This is a genomic window from Lysinibacillus sp. NPDC056185 (genome assembly GCF_047737915.1).
In the GTDB taxonomy this organism is placed as follows: domain Bacteria; phylum Bacillota; class Bacilli; order Bacillales_A; family Planococcaceae; genus Lysinibacillus.
Window position 1 is genome coordinate 13279 of the sequence record NZ_JBLLLQ010000006.1, and the last position, 18267, is coordinate 31545.

The 18267-nt window shown below is 35.9% G+C and carries 24 protein-coding genes; 15 read left to right on the plus strand and 9 right to left on the minus strand.

All coding sequences use genetic code 11. The annotated features are described in order from the left end of the window. Positions 1–116 precede the first annotated feature (116 nt). The 3 genes from ACMZ42_RS07905 to moaA are packed head-to-tail and all read left to right on the plus strand — an operon-like array spanning position 117 to position 2315. Positions 117–464, plus strand: a complete 348-nt coding sequence (locus tag ACMZ42_RS07905) for a DUF2294 domain-containing protein (RefSeq protein WP_049667590.1) — start codon at positions 117–119, stop codon at positions 462–464. A 12-nt stretch (positions 465–476) separates the two neighbouring features. Continuing rightward, complete coding sequence (gene fdhD, locus ACMZ42_RS07910; protein WP_415731098.1) at positions 477–1274, plus strand: formate dehydrogenase accessory sulfurtransferase FdhD; 798 nt, start codon at positions 477–479, stop codon at positions 1272–1274. Positions 1275–1292: 18 nt separating this feature from the next. Next, entirely contained in the window at positions 1293–2315 is a 1023-nt protein-coding gene (gene moaA / locus ACMZ42_RS07915; RefSeq protein ID WP_415731219.1) for a GTP 3',8-cyclase MoaA, read from the plus strand. Between the two features lie 83 nt (positions 2316–2398). Here moaA and moaC read toward each other — a convergent pair whose 3' ends face one another. Genes moaC through ACMZ42_RS07930 form a run of 3 tightly spaced genes read right to left on the minus strand, consistent with a single transcriptional unit; the run spans position 2399 to position 3958 of the window. After that, positions 2399–2881 carry a cyclic pyranopterin monophosphate synthase MoaC gene (gene moaC, locus ACMZ42_RS07920; protein WP_370075498.1) on the minus strand — a complete coding sequence of 161 codons (483 nt, stop codon included), beginning with the start codon at positions 2879–2881 and terminating at the stop codon, positions 2399–2401. Next, positions 2874–3467, minus strand: a complete 594-nt coding sequence (locus ACMZ42_RS07925; protein ID WP_415731099.1) for a molybdenum cofactor guanylyltransferase — start codon at positions 3465–3467, stop codon at positions 2874–2876. Before ACMZ42_RS07925 ends, moaC begins: the two co-directional genes overlap by 8 nt. Beyond that, positions 3464–3958 (minus strand): MogA/MoaB family molybdenum cofactor biosynthesis protein, encoded by a 495-nt coding sequence (locus tag ACMZ42_RS07930; RefSeq protein ID WP_415731100.1) that lies wholly within the window; start codon positions 3956–3958, stop codon positions 3464–3466. Before ACMZ42_RS07930 ends, ACMZ42_RS07925 begins: the two co-directional genes overlap by 4 nt. Positions 3959–4078: 120 nt before the next feature. Here ACMZ42_RS07930 and ACMZ42_RS07935 point away from each other — a divergent pair, with 120 nt between their 5' ends. Genes ACMZ42_RS07935 through moaD form a run of 5 tightly spaced genes read left to right on the plus strand, consistent with a single transcriptional unit; the run spans position 4079 to position 7589 of the window. Beyond that, positions 4079–5095: a thiazole biosynthesis adenylyltransferase ThiF gene (locus tag ACMZ42_RS07935; protein ID WP_415731101.1), complete on the plus strand. Its 1017-nt coding sequence runs from the start codon at positions 4079–4081 to the stop codon at positions 5093–5095. Between the two features lie 14 nt (positions 5096–5109). Continuing rightward, positions 5110–6402, plus strand: coding sequence for a gephyrin-like molybdotransferase Glp (gene glp / locus ACMZ42_RS07940; RefSeq protein ID WP_415731102.1), 1293 nt, complete (start codon positions 5110–5112; stop codon positions 6400–6402). Next, a complete protein-coding gene (mobB, locus tag ACMZ42_RS07945) occupies positions 6369–6887 on the plus strand; it encodes a molybdopterin-guanine dinucleotide biosynthesis protein B (RefSeq protein WP_415731103.1) in 519 nt (172 codons plus the stop codon). The genes glp and mobB overlap by 34 nt, the downstream gene beginning before the upstream one ends. Continuing rightward, a complete protein-coding gene (locus ACMZ42_RS07950; protein WP_370075487.1) occupies positions 6884–7363 on the plus strand; it encodes a molybdenum cofactor biosynthesis protein MoaE in 480 nt (159 codons plus the stop codon). Before mobB ends, ACMZ42_RS07950 begins: the two co-directional genes overlap by 4 nt. Then, the gene (moaD, locus tag ACMZ42_RS07955; RefSeq protein ID WP_370075485.1) at positions 7356–7589 is read left to right on the plus strand and encodes a molybdopterin converting factor subunit 1; all 234 of its coding nucleotides are present in this window, start codon (positions 7356–7358) and stop codon (positions 7587–7589) included. Before ACMZ42_RS07950 ends, moaD begins: the two co-directional genes overlap by 8 nt. Positions 7590–7681: 92 nt before the next feature. Here moaD and modB read toward each other — a convergent pair whose 3' ends face one another. Then, positions 7682–8338, minus strand: coding sequence for a molybdate ABC transporter permease subunit (gene modB / locus ACMZ42_RS07960; protein ID WP_370075483.1), 657 nt, complete (start codon positions 8336–8338; stop codon positions 7682–7684). A 3-nt stretch (positions 8339–8341) separates the two neighbouring features. Continuing rightward, positions 8342–9127 (minus strand): molybdate ABC transporter substrate-binding protein, encoded by a 786-nt coding sequence (gene modA, locus ACMZ42_RS07965; protein ID WP_415731104.1) that lies wholly within the window; start codon positions 9125–9127, stop codon positions 8342–8344. Between the two features lie 483 nt (positions 9128–9610). Between modA and ACMZ42_RS07970 the strand changes: the two genes are divergently transcribed. From ACMZ42_RS07970 to ACMZ42_RS07980, 3 genes are all read left to right on the plus strand, one after another. Continuing rightward, on the plus strand, positions 9611–10534 hold the full coding sequence (locus tag ACMZ42_RS07970) for a substrate-binding domain-containing protein (protein WP_370075479.1): 924 nt from the start codon (positions 9611–9613) through the stop codon (positions 10532–10534). A 533-nt stretch (positions 10535–11067) separates the two neighbouring features. Further along, the gene (locus ACMZ42_RS07975; RefSeq protein WP_049667605.1) at positions 11068–11268 is read left to right on the plus strand and encodes a cold-shock protein; all 201 of its coding nucleotides are present in this window, start codon (positions 11068–11070) and stop codon (positions 11266–11268) included. Positions 11269–11446: 178 nt separating this feature from the next. Continuing rightward, entirely contained in the window at positions 11447–11785 is a 339-nt protein-coding gene (locus tag ACMZ42_RS07980; RefSeq protein WP_415731105.1) for a hypothetical protein, read from the plus strand. 100 nt (positions 11786–11885) lie between these two features. On the opposite strand, the gene ACMZ42_RS07985 is transcribed toward ACMZ42_RS07980, so the two are convergent. Beyond that, positions 11886–13262, minus strand: coding sequence for an MATE family efflux transporter (locus tag ACMZ42_RS07985; protein WP_415731106.1), 1377 nt, complete (start codon positions 13260–13262; stop codon positions 11886–11888). Positions 13263–13281: 19 nt separating this feature from the next. Then, positions 13282–13761 carry a DUF6530 family protein gene (locus tag ACMZ42_RS07990; protein ID WP_415731107.1) on the minus strand — a complete coding sequence of 160 codons (480 nt, stop codon included), beginning with the start codon at positions 13759–13761 and terminating at the stop codon, positions 13282–13284. Between the two features lie 356 nt (positions 13762–14117). Between ACMZ42_RS07990 and ACMZ42_RS07995 the strand changes: the two genes are divergently transcribed. The 3 genes from ACMZ42_RS07995 to ACMZ42_RS08005 are packed head-to-tail and all read left to right on the plus strand — an operon-like array spanning position 14118 to position 15614. Further along, positions 14118–14495 (plus strand): hypothetical protein, encoded by a 378-nt coding sequence (locus tag ACMZ42_RS07995; protein ID WP_415731108.1) that lies wholly within the window; start codon positions 14118–14120, stop codon positions 14493–14495. 49 nt (positions 14496–14544) lie between these two features. Next, a complete protein-coding gene (locus tag ACMZ42_RS08000) occupies positions 14545–15087 on the plus strand; it encodes a TlpA family protein disulfide reductase (RefSeq protein ID WP_415731109.1) in 543 nt (180 codons plus the stop codon). 38 nt (positions 15088–15125) lie between these two features. Further along, on the plus strand, positions 15126–15614 hold the full coding sequence (locus ACMZ42_RS08005) for a DinB family protein (protein WP_415731110.1): 489 nt from the start codon (positions 15126–15128) through the stop codon (positions 15612–15614). A gap of 183 nt (positions 15615–15797) precedes the next feature. On the opposite strand, the gene ACMZ42_RS08010 is transcribed toward ACMZ42_RS08005, so the two are convergent. Further along, positions 15798–16100 (minus strand): hypothetical protein, encoded by a 303-nt coding sequence (locus ACMZ42_RS08010; RefSeq protein WP_415731111.1) that lies wholly within the window; start codon positions 16098–16100, stop codon positions 15798–15800. A gap of 334 nt (positions 16101–16434) precedes the next feature. Then, complete coding sequence (locus ACMZ42_RS08015) at positions 16435–17439, minus strand: hypothetical protein (protein ID WP_415731112.1); 1005 nt, start codon at positions 17437–17439, stop codon at positions 16435–16437. Between the two features lie 292 nt (positions 17440–17731). Between ACMZ42_RS08015 and tsaA the strand changes: the two genes are divergently transcribed. After that, a complete protein-coding gene (tsaA, locus tag ACMZ42_RS08020; protein ID WP_415731113.1) occupies positions 17732–18193 on the plus strand; it encodes a tRNA (N6-threonylcarbamoyladenosine(37)-N6)-methyltransferase TrmO in 462 nt (153 codons plus the stop codon). The last annotated feature ends 74 nt before the right edge of the window (positions 18194–18267 follow it).

The window sequence follows — 18267 nt, forward strand, 5'->3', positions numbered from 1 at the left end:
TCATTGGATATTTTCTCTTTAATTTTTATTTAAGTTGCTATATTATTAACAAACTGTAAGGGTAACCCCCATGAACATAGGAAAAAAAGATTAATTACGTTGGGAGAATCGTTAAAATGTCAAAAAAAGTGCATGAGTTCAACGACATTATTCGAAAACTACGCAAAGATATATTTGGAAAAGGACCAGAGCGTATTCATACTGTTTTCGTAGAGAACATGGCTGTCTCAACTTTATATGGTAATATCACACCGACAGAAAAATTTATTGCGAGTACGCCTGAAGGGTTAAAAATGGTTCATGCTGCACGTACAAGAATGATTCAAGATTTGTATACTAAATCACCTCCAGAAGGCATGGAAGAATTGATGGGCACTAAGTTACTCCATTTATTTTCAGATATCAAAATTGAAGAAGATTTTGCTATTTCTGTCTTTGTTTTTGAAGATAATATTAGTGAATAAAGGGGATGCCATATGGAACGCTCAGTAACTAGAGAAATAATACGTGTTGAAGGTAATCAAATCAAAGAAATAGAAGATACCGTTGTCACAGAATATGCAGTCACAGTGAAGATTAATGAGCAAGAATTCGTGACGATGGTTTGCACACCAGAGTATGTAGAAGATATGGTTATTGGATACTTGGCTTCTGAACGAATTATTCGCGATTACGAAGATATTGAAGCCATTTGGCACCAAGAAAAAGAAGGTTTTGTGCATGTTAAAACAAAGCGTGTGAATCCTTACTTTCAACAAATTCAAAATAAACGTTACATTACTTCTTGTTGTGGCATGAGCCGCCAAGGTTTTGTTTTTGCTAATGATGCATTAGTAGCTAAAAAAATGGAAGGCATTCATGTGCGTATTACAACAGATGATTGTTTTCGTTTAATGCGCGATATGCAAGATTTGGCCGAAACATTCAAGCAAACTGGTGGTGTTCATAATGCAGCGTTATGTGATGCGAATGGTGTTTTATTAAGTAGAATGGATATTGGACGCCATAATGCCTTAGATAAAATTTATGGTTATTGCCTAAAAAACAAAATTAGCATTCAGGACAAAATTATCGTATTTAGCGGAAGGATTTCATCTGAAATTTTACTTAAAGTATCGAAAATTGGCTGTGAAATTGTGCTGTCCAAATCGGCTCCAACAGAACTAGCATTGCAATTGGCAGAGCAACTCGGTATTACGACGGTAGGTTTTATTCGTCAAAATACACTTAATATTTATACACACAAAGAACGTATTCACTTACCTAGAAATTGATCAAAATGAAAGGAAGAGATTAAAATTACTAGTCTACAAGACCAACTACACAGACCATTAAGAGACTTAAGGATATCCGTGACAGACCGTTGTAATTTTCGTTGTCAATATTGCATGCCTGCAGAAGTATTTGGTCCAGATTATGCTTTTTTACCGTCCGATAAAATATTGAGTTTTGAAGAAATCGAGCGATTAGTAAAGATTTTCGTTTCATTAGGTGTGAAAAAAGTACGCATTACTGGTGGTGAGCCTTTACTACGTCGTGATCTGCCGACATTAATTGAACGTATACATCGCATAGATGGAGTAGAAGATATTGCCTTAACGACCAATGGCACATTGTTGAAAAAATATGCCAATGAATTGGCAAGAGCAGGTTTATCACGAGTAGCTGTTAGCCTAGATTCTCTAAATGAAGAACGTTTTTTCGAGATGAATGGCCATCGAGGAAAAGTGAAAACGGTATTAGAAGGTATAGAAAAAGCGGCAGAAGCGGGTTTACAAGTGAAGATCAATATGGTCGTTCAAAAAGGAAAAAATGAGCAAGATATCATTTCAATGTCAGAGTATTTTAAAGAGAAACAGCATATTCTGCGCTTTATTGAATATATGGATGTCGGTAATTCGAATGGTTGGCGACTGGATGAGGTTGTGTCGAAGAAACAAATCATAGACCAGGTCAACCAATTTGCCCCTTTGCATCCTGTTGACCCTAATTATAAAGGGGAAGTGGCTACGCGTTATCAATATGAGGATGCTCAGGGTGAAATTGGCGTGATATCGTCTGTAACAGATTCTTTCTGCTCCACTTGTTCGCGTGCTCGTATTTCGGCAGAAGGCACATTATATACGTGTTTATTTGCAACAGAGGGAACGAATCTACGAGATTTGTTAAGGTCTGGGGAAGATGATGAAACCATCACCCAATGCATTTCGAATGTTTGGGAAAATAGAGAAGATCGCTATTCCGATGAACGAAATGAACAGACAATGGAAAAAAGGAAAAACTCAAAAATTGAAATGTCACATATCGGTGGGTAGACGAAATAGAGTGGTATTAGTTGCTGGTGACTTTTGTTAAAAGACAGAAAAAAATCGGCAAAATAATGCCGGATTTTTTCTGTTTATTTATGCACAAAGTCGCCACTTTTTCCACCCGTTTTTTGAACGAGGTATGTTTCTTTAATGACCATAGATTTGTCGACAGCTTTACACATATCGTAAAAAGTTAGTGCAGCAATGGATACAGCAGTTAGTGCTTCCATTTCGACGCCTGTTTTACCATTACATTTTACTGTAGCTTGAATGTGTAGTTCATAACCATCCTCTGCTTTTGTATATTCAAATTGCAGATCTGTTCCTTGTAACATAATGGGATGGCACATAGGGATAATATCAGCCGTTTTTTTAGCACCCATAATCCCAGCAATTTGTGCCACTTGCGTAGGGTCGCCTTTTTTAATGCCTCCCTGTTGGATAGCTTGATAGACTTCATCGGATAACGTGATTGTACTACGCGCGATCGCTGTACGGTTTGTGATTGTTTTATCTGAAATGTCGACCATTTTGGGGCGACCTTCTTCATTCCAGTGTGTAAAATTACTCATTATTATTAGACTTCCTTTCAAATGTTTGTTGCCAATCTTGTTGAGAATTGATATTGATAAATGTTGAGCTTTCTTCTTCAAATGGGACATAACATACTTGAAGTTGCTCTAACAAGACTTTCATACTTCGCTTGTTTTGTTGGACTAAGTGCTGTGCTATTGGCAAAGCACTGCGTCGATATAAAGCAGCAAGAGGTTGTAATCTTGAAGCTTGTTTAGGAATAATCGCATCATAACCATCATCGATAAATGTGAGCATAGTTTGGACAAATTCTGCATTAATAAAAGGCATATCACTTGCTATTACGAAAAACCACTCTACTTCTGGAAAATTTGTCATTATATTATGCAAGGCAAACAGAGGTCCTTGATGAGGTTGTTTTTCAATGATCCATTGGACATTTTCTTCTACAAACTTTGATTGCAAGCTAGCATTTGTAGCAATAATTAAAGGCTGTAGTTGATTTTTTTGTAAGGCTATGAGACTGTGCTTATATAAAGGTAGACCAGCAAATAATTCAAACATTTTCGGTTGACCATACCGTGAAGATTGGCCGCCAGCTAAGACAACACCAGCCGTTTTCATATGCGATTCAACTCACCGACAAAATGTTGCACAGTAGGAAGAATAAGTTTTGTCATGGCAAGTGTCACGGCATTAGTGGAACCTGGTAGTACATAAATAGCTGTTTTATCGCGACTACCCGCTGTTGCACGACTAAACATGGCTTTTGGGCCTATTTCTTCATAGCTGAGTGTTCGGAATAATTCACCAAATCCCATCATTTCTTTTTCGAAAAGAGGGAGAATCGTGTCATAAGTTTGGTCTCTCGGTGTAAATCCTGTTCCTCCTGTTACGATAATGGTATTAATGGTTTGATCATCGCACCATTTTTGTACATGGTTTGAGATTTCAAGAGGTTCATCTTTTGACATTTGGTAGTCTACTAATTCAAATGAAGCTTCTTGAAGTAATGATTGAATACACTGACCACCACGATCATCCGCCTTCGTGCGTGTGTCGCTTACTGTTAAAATGGTAGCTCGTATAGGAAGTTCACTATGTGTGGGATGCAAGGTAAAAGACCTCCTTTTAAAGAGTTGATTTTTGTTTTTGCTGAAAAACATTGCTTTTATTATAAAGCTATATATTAAAAGGTCAAACTAAAATTCATAGAAAGAAAGGCAAAAACGTTTATGCATAATAGATATTCTAGACAACAATTATTCAGCCCAATCGGAGAAAACGGGCAGCTACTACTAAAAGAAAAGCATGTCCTGATGATAGGAGTTGGTGCTTTAGGCAGTGCTAGCGCAGAGGCTCTTGTAAGGGCAGGCGTCGGAAAATTGACGATTATTGATCGTGATTATGTAGAGTGGAGTAATTTACAAAGACAACAACTATATACCGAACGAGATGCGCAAGAAAAAGTTCCTAAAGTAATCGCTGCAAAAAAACGACTACAAAGCATTAACGCAGAGGTAGAAATTAACGAATATATTTTTGATGCGTGTACAGAGCAAATAATCCCACTACTTGCAGATGTAGATATTATGCTGGATGCAACGGACAACTTCGATATTCGCTTTATGATGAACGATCTTGCACAAAAATATCAAATTCCTTGGGTTTATGGTTCTTGTGTTGGTAGTTATGGCGCTACTTATACGATTGTGCCAGGTAAAACACCTTGCTTACATTGTTTGCTAGCAGCGATGCCTAATACAGGGATGACATGCGATACAGTAGGAATTATAAGTCCGACTGTTCAAATCGTCGCAGCTTATCAAGTAGCTGAGGTATTAAAGTTTTTAGTAGGCGATGAAGAAGCATTACGAAAAAGTTATTTAACTTTTGATGTTTGGCAAAACCAACACTATGAAATAAACGTAGAAAAAATTCGCAATCATGACTGTCCATCCTGTGGCAAAAATCCGACCTATCCGTATTTATCATATGAAAATCAAACAAAGTTAAATGTACTATGTGGTCGCGATGCTATTCAAATACGTCCAGCAAAACCGATTCACTATAATTTTGATCAGCTCGCTGTTCAACTTAGTCCCTATGGTGATATTCAACAAAATCCCTATTTACTATCTTGCCAAGCAGAAGATTATCGTCTAGTGATTTTCCAAGATGGACGAGTTGTCATTCACGGTGTACAAGATATACAAAAAGCTAAAACCATTTATTATCGTTTATTCGGATAAAGGAGTGTTCTAAAATGTTAGAAAAAAGAAAACCAATTGCTGTTGGAGAAGCTGTTCAACGTGTCATGGAGTTTGCCTTCCAAGGAAAAATAGAGGTCATTTCATTACAGCAAGCACATGGACGATTTTTAGCAGAAGATGTTGCTGCAGATCAAGATGTACCAGCTTTTGATCGCTCACCTTATGATGGTTATGCTATTCGCTCGGTCGATAGTCAAGAGGCAAGTTCAGACAATCCAGTAACCTTTAAAGTAGTGGGGGAAATTGGTGCGGGCTATGTATATGAGAGAGAAGTCGGTGAACGAGAAGCGGTGCGTATTATGACAGGAGCGCCTATCCCTAACGGATGTGATGCAGTCGTTATGTTAGAATTAACGCACACATTTGAAGAAGACAATCAATCCTATATGTCGATTAAACGCTCTTATGAAACAGGAACAAATATTTCCTATAAGGGAGAGGACGTTCAAAAAGGTGCAATTCTTATGGAAAAAGGACAATACATCAATCCAGGTGTTGTCGCATTACTTGCTACTTTTGGTTATGATCAAGTACCTGTTTTTCGAAAACCAATCGTTGGCGTAATTGCAACAGGAAGTGAATTACTTGAACCGAGTGATGCTTTGCAGCCAGGAAAAATTCGTAATAGCAATGCATATATGATAATGGCTCAAATTGAACGTGCTGGGGCAACCGTCAAATATTTTGGTAAGTTTAGCGATGATCTAAATTTATGTATTCAAGCTGTTGAAAAAGCTCTTCAGGAAGTAGACATATTGATTACAACTGGAGGAGTATCAGTAGGTGATTACGATTACTTACCTGCCATTTATGAAGCCATTGACGCACAAGTACTTTTTAATAAAGTAGCAATGCGACCAGGTAGTGTAACAACTGTTGCGGCTCGAAATGGTCAATTATTATTTGGACTTTCAGGTAATCCATCAGCTTGCTATGTTGGTTTTGAATTATTTACACGACCTATTATTCGTTCAGCTTTTGGTAATAAGCAACCACATTTACGTAGAGAGCAGGCTGTTTTAAATGCGGACTTTAAAAAACCGAATCCGTTTACCCGTTTTGTACGTGCGAATGCTTCTTACGAAAACGGTCAATTAGTTGCAGTTCCTTCTGGGTTCGATAAATCTAGTGCCGTTTCTTCCTTAGCAGAAGCCAATTCTTTTATTGTATTACCAGGTGGATCACGTGGATACGAAAAAGGAATGCAAGTTGTTGTTTTATTGTTAGAAGATTTGCAGGGAAGTGAGTGGCCATGGGGCAACATCGAAAAATCTTACAAATCGTAGGCTATCAAAATAGTGGGAAGACAACGTTAATGGAACAACTCATTACACAAGCCACTACAGAAGGCTTTCGTGTAGGAACAATCAAGCATCATGGACATGGTGGTATCCCTATGATAGAAAGTTCAAAAGATAGTGTTCGTCATGAGAAGGCTGGCGCAAGTGTGACAGCAGTTGAGGGAGAAGGTACTTTGCGCATGAGCATTCACCAAAGTAACTTTCAGCTTGCTGATATACTAGCTATTTATGAAACATTTAATATGGATCTTATTTTCATTGAAGGCTATAAAAATGAAGACTATCCGAAGGTGGTTCTTTTGCGACAGGCGGAAGATGAATCCTTGCTAGAAAAGGTAGGCAATATTGTCTGTGTTCTTTATTGGCCGGCATATCCACTTAGTAAACCGTTAGATTATCCGACTTTTTCAATTCAAGAAAAAGCACAATATATGGAATTTCTTATGCAGGAAATGAGGAGAAAATCATGACTACATCGTTGTTTGAAATCATTGATAAACCAATTGATGTTGAAGAAGTTAGACAAAAAGTAACAGATCGAAATGCTGGTGCAATCACTGTTTTCATCGGAACAGTACGTGAAATGACGAAAGGCAAGAAAACACTACATTTGGAATATCAGGCCTATCCATCTATGGCTATTAAAATGTTCGAACAAATATCTAAAGAAATTCAAGAGCGATGGCCGGAAGCGAAAGTAGCCATTACACATCGTGTTGGTCATTTGGGAATTTCGGATATTGCCGTTGTCATTGCGGTTTCATCACCACATCGTAAAATAGCCTATGAAGCCAATGAATTTGCGATTGACCGTATTAAACAAATTGTGCCTATTTGGAAAAAAGAGTATTGGGAAGATGGCACTGAATGGATTGGTGATCAATTAGAAAATGTCCCCTATCCAAAAGGAAATCCATCAATCAGTGAGGAGGAATCTTGTGATTAACATATTACTATTTGCTCACTTACAAGAAGTAATCGGAGAGTCAAAATTATGTGTTGACCTGTCAGACCGAACAATTGGACAAATTAAAGAATGGATGGAAATACAATATCCACAAGTTAATTTACAACATGTTATGACAGCAGTAAATGAGGAATTTGCAACAGATACAACGGTTGTAAAAGAAGGGGATACAATCGCCTTTATTCCACCCATTAGTGGAGGATAAAAAGAAAAGATGTAGTTGGTACAGTTTACTTTGCACCGACTACATCTTTTACTATATTTACCCTGTAAAAGCAGGGGGAAGACCGTTTCACCTTATGCCTTAATGAGATGAACGCTCAGAAGCATAAGAAAGGAAATACCTATCATACAAATCACCCATGACCAAGCGAGCGACATGTTACCTGAACCAATCGCCATATAAATAGCAAGTGGCGTAGTTTGCGTTTTGCCTGGAAGGTTTCCGGCAAACATTAAGGTTGCACCAAATTCACCTAAAGCTCGTGTGAAACTTAAAATTCCACCTGAGACAATTGATTTTAATGCAAGAGGGATAGAAATAAAGAAAAAGACATGCCATTCGTTAGCACCATCAACACGTGCAGCGTTCTCAATGTCCACATCAACAGATTCAAAGCCAGTTTTAGCTGATTGATACATTAAAGGAAATGCAACAACAGTAGAGGCAATGACTGCAGCCCACCAAGTGAACATAACGGGTTGGTTAAAAAGCCATGTAATCAAGTTACCTAGTACACTGTTTTTGCCAAAAATAATAATGAGAAGAAATCCTATTACAGTAGGAGGTAATACTAATGGTAAAAGTAACACTGTTTCTAGAAATAATTTTCCTTTGAAATTGCGTTTTGCCATCCATTTACCAAATAGAATACCTGCTACTATCACAATTATTCCTGACACAAGCGCTATCTCAATAGAAAGCTTAAGAGGTGACCAGAAATCAGTACTCATCTATTAATGAGTTCCTTGAAAGCCGTATTTTTTAAATACTTTCATCGCTTGATCACTTTGTAAATAGTGATAAAAATCTTCCGCTTCTTTCGCATGCTTACTATCTTTGATAACACCTACAGGATAAATAATAGGCGTATGTGTATCTTTTTTTGCTGTAGCAACGACATTGACTTTTTCTGACACAAGGGCATCTGTTTTATAAACCAAACCTGCATCAACATTTTCAGTTTCTGTATAAGTAAGAACTTGTCGTACGTCTTTTGTATAGACTACTCTTGATTCTGCATTTTCCCAAAGGTTCATGTTTTTCAATGTCTCTATACCGTACTTACCAGCAGGTACCGTTTCAGGTGTACCAATGGCAATCTTATCAACTTTCGATAAGTCTTCAAATGATTGAATCTGTTTTTCATTTTTCTTAGGAACGATTAATACTAATTCGTTCGCTAAAAGATCCGTTCCTTGTTTTTTGTCGATTAAACCTTTTTGTACTAACTCATCAAACTTATCTTCTGCTGCTGAAAAGAAAAGATCTACAGGAGCACCTTCTAAAATTTGTTGTTGTAAAGCACCAGAGCCACCAAAGTTAAATGTGATTTTAATATTATCGTGTTCATTTTGATAGGCTTTTTGAAGTTCTTCTAATGAATCTTGTAAACTAGCTGCTGCGGAAATTGTTAATTCAACAGACTCGTTTGTTTTGTTGTTGCTCCCTTGGCTACCACAACCTGCTAAAATACCGATCAGTAGTACCAATGAAGCTATTAAACTATAATACTTTTTCACTTTGATTATACTCCTTTTATAACTCGTTATAACAAGACATAACTAATTATAATTAGTTATGTCTAAAAAAGAAATACCAAATCGCTAGAAACTTTCAAGATGTAAAAAATATGGTTCATCACCAAAAGTTGTAGATGAGTTTTGTTAAACGTATACTATGTAAATAAGTTGATTGGAGTGGAGGCTGGGCGACTCCTTGGGGACTAGCAATTTGAGGAACGAAGGCTAAAACCATCACGTCCTGTGATAACGCCTTCGTGACCAACATCGTGTTGGCCCAAGCGGCTCATCGGACGCCCCCAGGAAGCTTTGCTCTGTGCGAAAGCGAAGCGACAGCAACAATTGTTTTCTGTAGCGAAAGCAAAGCGGCAGCTACAAAGCGCCCAGTCGGAATGGAAATCAACCACACGTTTTGGTGATGGTTCAAAAATATTATAATTAAGTTACTATAGAATCATAGAAGCAGAAGGGGAGATTTTTTACATGTCACATGAACATTCCTATACGATTGAAGAGGTGGCTCAATTATTAAAGGTATCAAAATTAACGATCTACGATTTAGTGAAAAAGGGTGATTTACCCATTTTTCGTGTAGGTCGACAAATGCGTGTGGATAAAACCGATTTACAATTATATATACAAAAGAACAAGACAGGAGCAACTCCTGCTGCATCTACTGCCTCGACTTCTCCTTCGACAAAAAATAAAAAGATTATTATTAGCGGCCAAGATTTAGCCTTAGACTTATTAGGGAAATATATAGAGAAAAAACAATCTAATAAAGTGTTGCGCTCGCATGAAGGTAGCTTTAATGGTGTTATGGCGTTGTATAACGGGGATTGTGATATTGCGAGTTTACATTTGTACGATGGTGATACAGAGGAATATAATACACCTTATTTGAAAAAGATTTTTGTAAGTCACTCTTATATTCTTCTCAATCTAATTTCACGCCGTGCAGGTTTTTATGTTCAAAAAGGAAACCCATTGCAAATTCAATCAATGGATGATTTTAAGACTAAATCACTAAAATTGATGAATCGTGAAAAAGGCTCAGGTGCTCGTACTTTCCTAGATGAACAGTTACGTATTCATCACATATCTCCATCCTCAATTGAAGGGTATAACGAAGAAGAAATGAGCCATATAGATGTAGCTTCTGCTGTCGCAAAAGGGCATGCAGACATTGGAATAGGTATTGAAAAAATATCAAAACTCATAGAGGTTGACTTTATACCACTTATTAGAGAACGTTATGATATTGTCCTATTAAAAACACCCGAAAACCAACTGCTAGTTGAATCGGTAAAAGAGATTTTAAATTCACCAGATTTCCAATCAGAAGTAGTCGCACTAGGAGATTATGACGTCACTCAAATGGGACAAGTTATATATGAAACACTTTAAACTTCTTTTAGCACTATAAATAAGGGTGGCATTTCAGAAGATACGATAAATGCAACGTGAAGTGGTTGATTGGAGTGAAGTCTGAGCGACTCCTTGGGGATTAGCAATAGAGGTACGAAGGCTAAAACCATCACGTCCTGTGATAAACCTTCGTGACCAACCTCGTGCTGTTACTGAACGCTACGCTTTCTCACAGACAGAACACGTTGCTGCCGCTACGCTTTCGCACAAAAAACATCCGTCGCTAAAGGATTACATTGATCTAAAAAGGATTAAATATACCTCATAGTTGAACTTATTTTTGTAACAAAGCGGGCAAATAAGAAACTAAATTTTAGAAAATCTTCTTTTGCACTAGACAAATGTGATTTTTTCTTATATATTAAGTATAATAAAATCGTTTTCAAGAGAACAATAAATTCACATATTACAAAGAGTAATCGTGTTTTGTTTGATGCTTTTTGTAATATGTGGATTTTTTCTTTTGAATTAAAATGATTTTACTTAAATATTATTAATGGAGGTCATGCAAAATGGCACAAGGTACAGTAAAATGGTTTAACTCAGAAAAAGGTTTTGGATTCATCGAAGTAGAAGGTGGAAATGACGTATTCGCTCACTTCTCAGCTATCCAAGGTGACGGTTTCAAAACACTTGAAGAAGGTCAAAAAGTTGAGTTCTCAGTAGAAGAAGGCCAACGTGGACCTCAAGCTACAAACATCGTAAAACTTTAATTTTAATGATGTAACCATAGAAAAGGCATCCTTTCATTAGGATGCCTTTTTTTTATGCGAAAAAAGAAGTGTTGTATTGAAAAAACAGATTGGTTAATAAGTGTAAAATTAGAACTTAATACAAATTAAATCGTATATAGAGTAAGAAGCATAAACTTTGAAGAGTAGGGGGATTTATATGAGTAGGAAAAACTTAATAATTATGATAGTAGCATTTATTGTGGAAGTTTTAATTACGTATTTTATTGCTTCATTTTTCTCCGTAAGATTTATCGAGGTAATGTTTTTCACTGGTATAGCTTTTGCTGGGGGTACTTTTTACTTTTCAAGTAGTGGGGGAGCTATGTCTAGATTATTTGCATCTCAAGCTAGTGGGCAAACAGGCATAATTCAGAAAAGAGAACAGTTCACTTATCAAATAGGTCCGATATTTATTACTTCACTAATATTCTTTTTAATTGGATTAGTATTCTTTCTCCTACTTGTTTGGGGAATAATTCCACCTCAAGAAGTTTAAATAATGGGAGATCAACAAATTCTATTTACCCCAAACACCTATATAAAATTGCTGTAGACAAAGTTACATATAACTTTGTCTACAGACTCGAACATAAAAATCAATCGCTGAGCATTGCTTTTAATGTTCGTTTTTGCCAGCCTAGCTTGAAGTATGCATATTGTAATACAAAATGCACACAGAAGGCAGTAGGGTAAGCAATCCATACGCCATTTAGCTCGAATGACGTGTAGTGCGATAAAATAAACGCCAATGGTACCTCGACTACCCAAATTGCGATGACTAGGAAAATTGTAGGCCACAAGACAACACCTGTAGCTCGCATTGTAGCTGAAACGGTTTGTGTATGGCCAAAAATTAAATAACTCCAAAACGCGATATATAAATAATCCTTGGCGATAAGTACCGTATTCTGTTTATCAATAAAGAAAGATAAAATAGGCTCCGCAAATAAATACATTATTAAAATGATCGCGCCACCTAAAATATAGTTAACGAGCACACCAAATTGACGGATTTTTTTAATCATATCCGTAGAGTTTGCCCCTAAAGCCTGCGCCACAAATACAGATGTCGCAATAGCAATACTCATCGCGGGCACCTGTGCATAGCTAGCGACCTGATTGACAACACCGTAAGCGGCAGTGGCATCGGAGCCGTAAACATTAACGAAGCCTATTACAGCAATTTCTGCTACAGAGATCGCAACCATACTAATGCTTGCTGGAATGGCTAACTTTAATAATGAAGCTAAAATATCCTTCTTTAATTTAAAATGCTGTAAAATCGATTTGTCTAAGCGTAAAATATGCTTTGTTTTATGCAAGTAGGTAAATAACAATATCATCGTCACCAAATTCGATAAAACAGAAGCATAAGCAGCACCGTTTAAGCCAAACTTAGGCAGACCAAGCCAGCCGAAAACTAATGGTGGTAGGAATGCGATATTTAAAATAACACTTATGACTAAAAATAAAAAGGGTGTTTTAGAATCACCTACACCACGCATAAAAGTTGTGTACACCAAATACCAGAACATAATCGGTAGTGTGAAAAATAAGATTTGAGCATAGCTAATACTCATATCTAAAATATTTGCAGGTGTTTGCATAAAGCGTAAAATCCACTCAATGAAAAAGCCACCAAAAATCGCGACGACAATCGATAAAATCGTTGTAAAGGCTAAAGTTACCCCTACAACCTCCTTCATCTTTTCATGATTGCCAGCCCCATAAGTTTGCCCTACTAAAATCGAGCTACCTGAGCCAATCCCAATAGCGAATGCCATTAAAAAGAAGAAGAATGGAAAGAATGCTGAAATTGCCGCTAGCGCATCAACACCTAAATTGCGCCCAACGATAAACATGCCAAAGACTTGCCCTAGTGACTGCAGCACATTCGCTAGCATAACCGGGATTAAAAAGTTAAAAAAAGCTTTTTGCAGTTTCTTATCATCATGTAAAATTTGTTGGTCCATTTTTATCCCCTCGTGGGTTTTAATAACCCATTTCCTTTAAAATATGTGATAGCGTGCGCAGGCGTTCGCCAATTAGTTCACCATCCGCACTTAAAGCTTGACTAAAGAGCTTAATATCTTCTTCAATTTGTTCATTTTCCGTACATACTTCTACTGTCATTGCATCCCCTTGTAAGCCAACACGTTTAATAACAGGATTTTCTTCATCATATAAATGATCGTAGCGATAAGCTTCCTTAAAATGAAGCTGAGATTCACATACTAATATAGCGAGGTCAAGCACGCGATGAAGTGGTAATTCCTCCGATTGACGTGACCATTTACCACCTGTATGACGCCACACTTTAGCAGAAATATCAACCTTGCCTCTGTCATTCCATTGAGCTAAACCAAGTGAGAGCCCCTGTGCATCTGTATGATAAGCAGTGCGCCCATCTATATTGGCATAATTTTCAGCAACAATTACAGGTTTATGCTTTAAATGTGTAGGTATTTTCATCTATTATATCCCCCTTTGTTAATTCGAATTTTAGAGTAATTTAGTAAATTACTGTATTAGTATATATAACATTGGACAAATTCGGAGGTCAATCTTTATGTGGAAAATTTTTCATCTAATGGATTTCGTGATTAAACCAGTTATAAAGGGAACATCAAGATAATCTTCGCAATATTAATATGAGAATTACTACTGATTTGTTCGAAAGAATTTTTTGCAGGGGATAGCTATTACGATTTATTGAGAGTAGACCGAATTAATTAAATTGGTTAAAATGGTAATTGATTTACATAATGGGAAATTAATTAAGTATTATACTTTGAATATCGAAAAAACGAATGAAAGAGGACACTAAAATGAGGATCCAATCTACAAATAATAATTACATACATACGATTATAAAAGGTGAGATTAATAGACTATCTCCAGATTTATTTTTAGATAAAAATAAGCTGGCAAAAGCGAAATATGAAATTAAAAGAGAAGGTGGTTATATTCGTCATTATGTAACTAAATTAGATGGGGAAAGAGTAATGATTAAAGAAACTAAATTACCAAAGGGGCATGATACAGATCAAAGCACAGGGGAGATGCCCGATGTGCTGAAAGATAACCTATTAAACCAATTCACAAAAACTTTAGATCATCAAACATCAGATGAATTATTAAAAACTGGATTAGCAGGTCAGAAAGCCAAAGAAAATTTAATATTAGCTTATCAAAATTCAATCTAGGTACATTAAAAAAAACGATATTTAAAAGGGGCAATTTAGGTGATTATTTATGCAAATTAAAAAGCGTTTAGGTTTATATTTCTCAGCTTTGATAGTCGTATTACTTGTAGGGATTGTTTTCAAAAATGTATTCATAAAAGAAGCAACAGTCAATCCGATAGCAGAAAATGAAGATGGGACAAAACAGCTTGTTTTTGATGCAAAGTTAACACGATTAGACGAATCATCAACAACATTTAAAGAATACAATGGAAAGGTCCTAATCGTTAACTTCTGGGCATCTTGGTGTGGACCATGCCAAGAAGAAGCTTCTGAATTAAGGGATTTTTATAAAAATAAACCTGAAAATGTTGAGCTGTTAGCGATCAATGCAACTTCTAAAGATAGTATTGAAAATGTCATGAAATTTCAAGAGTCATACAATTTGAATTTCCCTATATTTCTTGATTTAGATGGTACACTTCAAAAATCATTTGAAATATTTGCTTATCCAACAACTTTTATATTTGATTCTAAAGGTAAATTAATGTCCACGATAAAAGGATCGATTAATCAAAAAGAATTAAATAAATATATTGAAAACCTCTACTAATCTATAAACATTTCCTTTACGATGAGAGCACTTTTCTGTTGTCGTCACTTTTAAGTTTAAATGATTTTTTTAAGTCTTGGGAGTTCGAGGCAAATTGTACACAGAGGTTATTGAATAATCTAACTGATGAATCACTTAAACAGGAAATAACGTCTGAAAATTGGACTTTAGGACGTATTGCTTGGCATACTGTTGCTGCAATTCGCATCATTAATTCAAATTCAAATTCAAATTCAAATTTAGCATTTGAAGGTCCAACCAAAGATTATCCTGTTCCTACTTCAGCACAATTTATTGCAGATAGCTATTCTCAAGTCAATAATGCGTTTGTGCAAGCTGTAAAAACCAATTGGACTGATCAAACCCTTCACGAGCACATCAATTTTTTCGGTCAAGAAATGCGAATTGGTACACTGTTAATGTTTTTGATTCAACATCAGAATCACCATCGTGGACAAATGACGGTTCTTATGCGACAGGCGGGATTAACTGTCCCAGGCATTTATGGTCCAGCTAAAGAAGAATAGACAAATTTCGGTATGGAAGCTCCAGAAATGTAGAACTAATTAAGGTGAAAATAGCAGTACTATCAGATATTCATGGAAATAAAGATGCATTAAAAGCAGTGTTAGAGGATATTAAATTGATAGTATAAAAGAGTAAAAGGACTTGTTGATAAATCGTAAAAACAAGTCCTTTATTTTATCATGTTAAATACTGTCGTGAGCTTTGTCTTTCATTGTTATTACCTTTAGTAAATTCTTCTTCTGGATAAATAAAATAACAGAGGCTTGAACTGTCATTGCTAAGACGAGCAGAATGAAGTGTGAATTGTTGCTGAAACTTATTGAAAGAAAATAAAATATTGGCGCAGACGATAAGTACGAAATGTATTGGTTTTTAGTTGCTAAATAAATTATGGTTGAAATACAGGTCGTTACCAAAAAGAGTTCGAGTAAAATCTCGATTGAAGCACTATCAATATAATTCAGTAATTCGTTTATATAGGACATATTAAAAAGACCTCCTATTATATAAAATAATTTGTAATCATTATAATTACCTATGAAGCGACAGCGGCAATTATGCCAAGGCAATTGATATAAGTTGATTGGAGTGGAGACGGGCTACTCTTTGGGGATTAGCGATAGAGGAACGAAGGCTAAGAGCATCACGTCCTGCGATAACGCCTTCGTGACCAACATCCTGTTGGCCCGAGACCCTGCAGCGAAGCGGATGTTTTCTGTACGAAAATCACCCAGTCGGAACGGAAATCAACCACACGCTATGGTGAGGAGCAAAAAAAGAGACTTCCCTGGTAAACTTGGAAAGTCTCTTAAAATTTAATTATAGTTCCTCCTGGAAATAAATCTTATAGAATTTTCGATTTGTAGATTCATCGTAGCCCACTTCAATTAGTTCATCCACTTGCTCGATATCCTGTACATTCACCTGGATTTCAATATTGGAATCGAGTTTAATTTTACGTTTATATTTTTTTTCAGCCTTTTCAAGCGCACTCTCAGAAATTACGGTTTCATATGGTTTTACTGAATTAATAATAATATCTTTTTGTGTTGGTTCAGCATTATCAAATACTCTTTCAATATAATTATTTACTTGAAATTCATCTTCATTTCTAAAGTAATCAAGTGTTTTATTTAAAAGCCCCAGTTTCTCAGTATTTGTAAAGCTCTCTTCTTTTAAAATATATTTTTTGCATTCTGTTAACGCTAAATTCGTTTTGTAATAATGTTCATCAGCTGCTTTAATCTTTAAAAATCGTTCTTGCCAGTAGATGATATCTTCTTTCCTTTTCGTTTTCATAAAGACAGCAGGTGTCTCATCCGTCCCCATATCTACGATAATGGCCATGTTATTAATTTTCTTTACATTAATTCCATCAATGCCATTGACGACCATTTTGTTGTGGTCGTTTTTTACATCTAAAAACATTTCCTTTTCATCAATTTTAACGATGGCGATTATTTTTTTAGCTTCTGTAGCTAGAAAACAATTGTCAAATAATCCAATAAACAATTCGCCACTTTTGATATTAGGATGTTGAGATACACTATGTAAGTGCTTAGCAATGTTGATTGATTGTTCTAAGAAACTAGTCTCCTGATCAAATATAGCCCTCACATATGTGTAAACCTCGTTTAACGCAATGTCTGTTTCATGAAAAAATTCGAATTGTTGCTCTAAATCGATTTTGCTAAACGCTAGCTGTGTAAAAGCTGCCTCTAGCATGACTTCTGGTTGTGATAATGATTCCTCACCTAACACGAGTGTATCGTCAATAAAATGTAATATATATTGTGATAACTTACTTTCACTTACTTCTAGCATGTTTTCCACCTTCTATAATTTCATTGTAGATAATATACCATATCATAACCCTCGCAACATTTTCATGTATTTTATTTTTACGAATAATAAAATAAAAAAGAACAGTGAATACATGCATTAAAGAGATTTATTGCCACATTTGCTATAAGGGAGACTATCGGTTTTCTATTAATGGTGAAACTCCTTTGAAATTGTAAATTCATTACCTTAAATTGACATCGGTAGTTGCTGAAGTATACTGGGATTAAATGAAAATGGCATGAAGAAATCAACGAAGAGAAGAGGTCTTGATATGCTCTATAACATTAAACCTATAGCTGTAGTGAGCAATAGTCGAAAAATGATTGAAGACGACAATTGGGGTGACGTCATTTCTATTATTGAGTTAACGAAAAATATGCATGAATCGTCTTTAAAGGGGATTGATGATTTTTCCCATTTAGAAATAATTTTTTATTTTGACAAAGTTGCAGATGAAAAGATTCAATATGAAGCGAGACACCCAAGAAATAATAAGGACTATCCGGAAGTCGGTATTTTTGCTCAGAGAGGTAAAAATAGACCTAATAAACTAGGTGTAACGGTTGTAGAATTACTAGAATTAAAGGATAGAACATTAATCGTTAAAGGCTTAGATGCTATTGATGGAACACCAATCATTGATATAAAACCTGTAATGAAAGAATTTTTACCAAAAGGTGAAATAAAACAGCCACGTTGGGCAAATGATTTAATGAAAAATTATTGGAACTAGTATATGTACATGAAAGACTGGGCAATCTTTTTAATTTTAACTTCTTTCAGCTGAATTCTCCCACCTCTATAGGG

Bases quoted from the DNA above. Each gene is read 5' to 3' on its own strand.
- ACMZ42_RS07990 (WP_415731107.1), bottom strand. From the start codon at position 13,761: ATGAAAATACCTACACATTTAAAGCATAAACCTGTAATTGTTGCTGAA.
- ACMZ42_RS08010 (WP_415731111.1), bottom strand. From the start codon at position 16,100: ATGTCCTATATAAACGAATTACTGAATTATATTGATAGTGCTTCAATC.
- mobB (WP_415731103.1), top strand. From the start codon at position 6,369: ATGGGGCAACATCGAAAAATCTTACAAATCGTAGGCTATCAAAATAGT.
- ACMZ42_RS07925 (WP_415731099.1), bottom strand. From the start codon at position 3,467: ATGAAAACGGCTGGTGTTGTCTTAGCTGGCGGCCAATCTTCACGGTAT.
- fdhD (WP_415731098.1), top strand. From the start codon at position 477: ATGGAACGCTCAGTAACTAGAGAAATAATACGTGTTGAAGGTAATCAA.
- glp (WP_415731102.1), top strand. From the start codon at position 5,110: ATGTTAGAAAAAAGAAAACCAATTGCTGTTGGAGAAGCTGTTCAACGT.
- moaC (WP_370075498.1), bottom strand. From the start codon at position 2,881: ATGAGTAATTTTACACACTGGAATGAAGAAGGTCGCCCCAAAATGGTC.
- ACMZ42_RS07905 (WP_049667590.1), top strand. From the start codon at position 117: ATGTCAAAAAAAGTGCATGAGTTCAACGACATTATTCGAAAACTACGC.
- ACMZ42_RS07975 (WP_049667605.1), top strand. From the start codon at position 11,068: ATGGCACAAGGTACAGTAAAATGGTTTAACTCAGAAAAAGGTTTTGGA.
- ACMZ42_RS07935 (WP_415731101.1), top strand. From the start codon at position 4,079: ATGCATAATAGATATTCTAGACAACAATTATTCAGCCCAATCGGAGAA.
- ACMZ42_RS07985 (WP_415731106.1), bottom strand. From the start codon at position 13,262: ATGGACCAACAAATTTTACATGATGATAAGAAACTGCAAAAAGCTTTT.
- modB (WP_370075483.1), bottom strand. From the start codon at position 8,338: ATGAGTACTGATTTCTGGTCACCTCTTAAGCTTTCTATTGAGATAGCG.
- ACMZ42_RS07970 (WP_370075479.1), top strand. From the start codon at position 9,611: ATGTCACATGAACATTCCTATACGATTGAAGAGGTGGCTCAATTATTA.
- ACMZ42_RS08000 (WP_415731109.1), top strand. From the start codon at position 14,545: ATGCAAATTAAAAAGCGTTTAGGTTTATATTTCTCAGCTTTGATAGTC.
- ACMZ42_RS08015 (WP_415731112.1), bottom strand. From the start codon at position 17,439: ATGCTAGAAGTAAGTGAAAGTAAGTTATCACAATATATATTACATTTT.
- ACMZ42_RS07950 (WP_370075487.1), top strand. From the start codon at position 6,884: ATGACTACATCGTTGTTTGAAATCATTGATAAACCAATTGATGTTGAA.
- tsaA (WP_415731113.1), top strand. From the start codon at position 17,732: ATGCTCTATAACATTAAACCTATAGCTGTAGTGAGCAATAGTCGAAAA.
- ACMZ42_RS07980 (WP_415731105.1), top strand. From the start codon at position 11,447: ATGAGTAGGAAAAACTTAATAATTATGATAGTAGCATTTATTGTGGAA.
- ACMZ42_RS07995 (WP_415731108.1), top strand. From the start codon at position 14,118: ATGAGGATCCAATCTACAAATAATAATTACATACATACGATTATAAAA.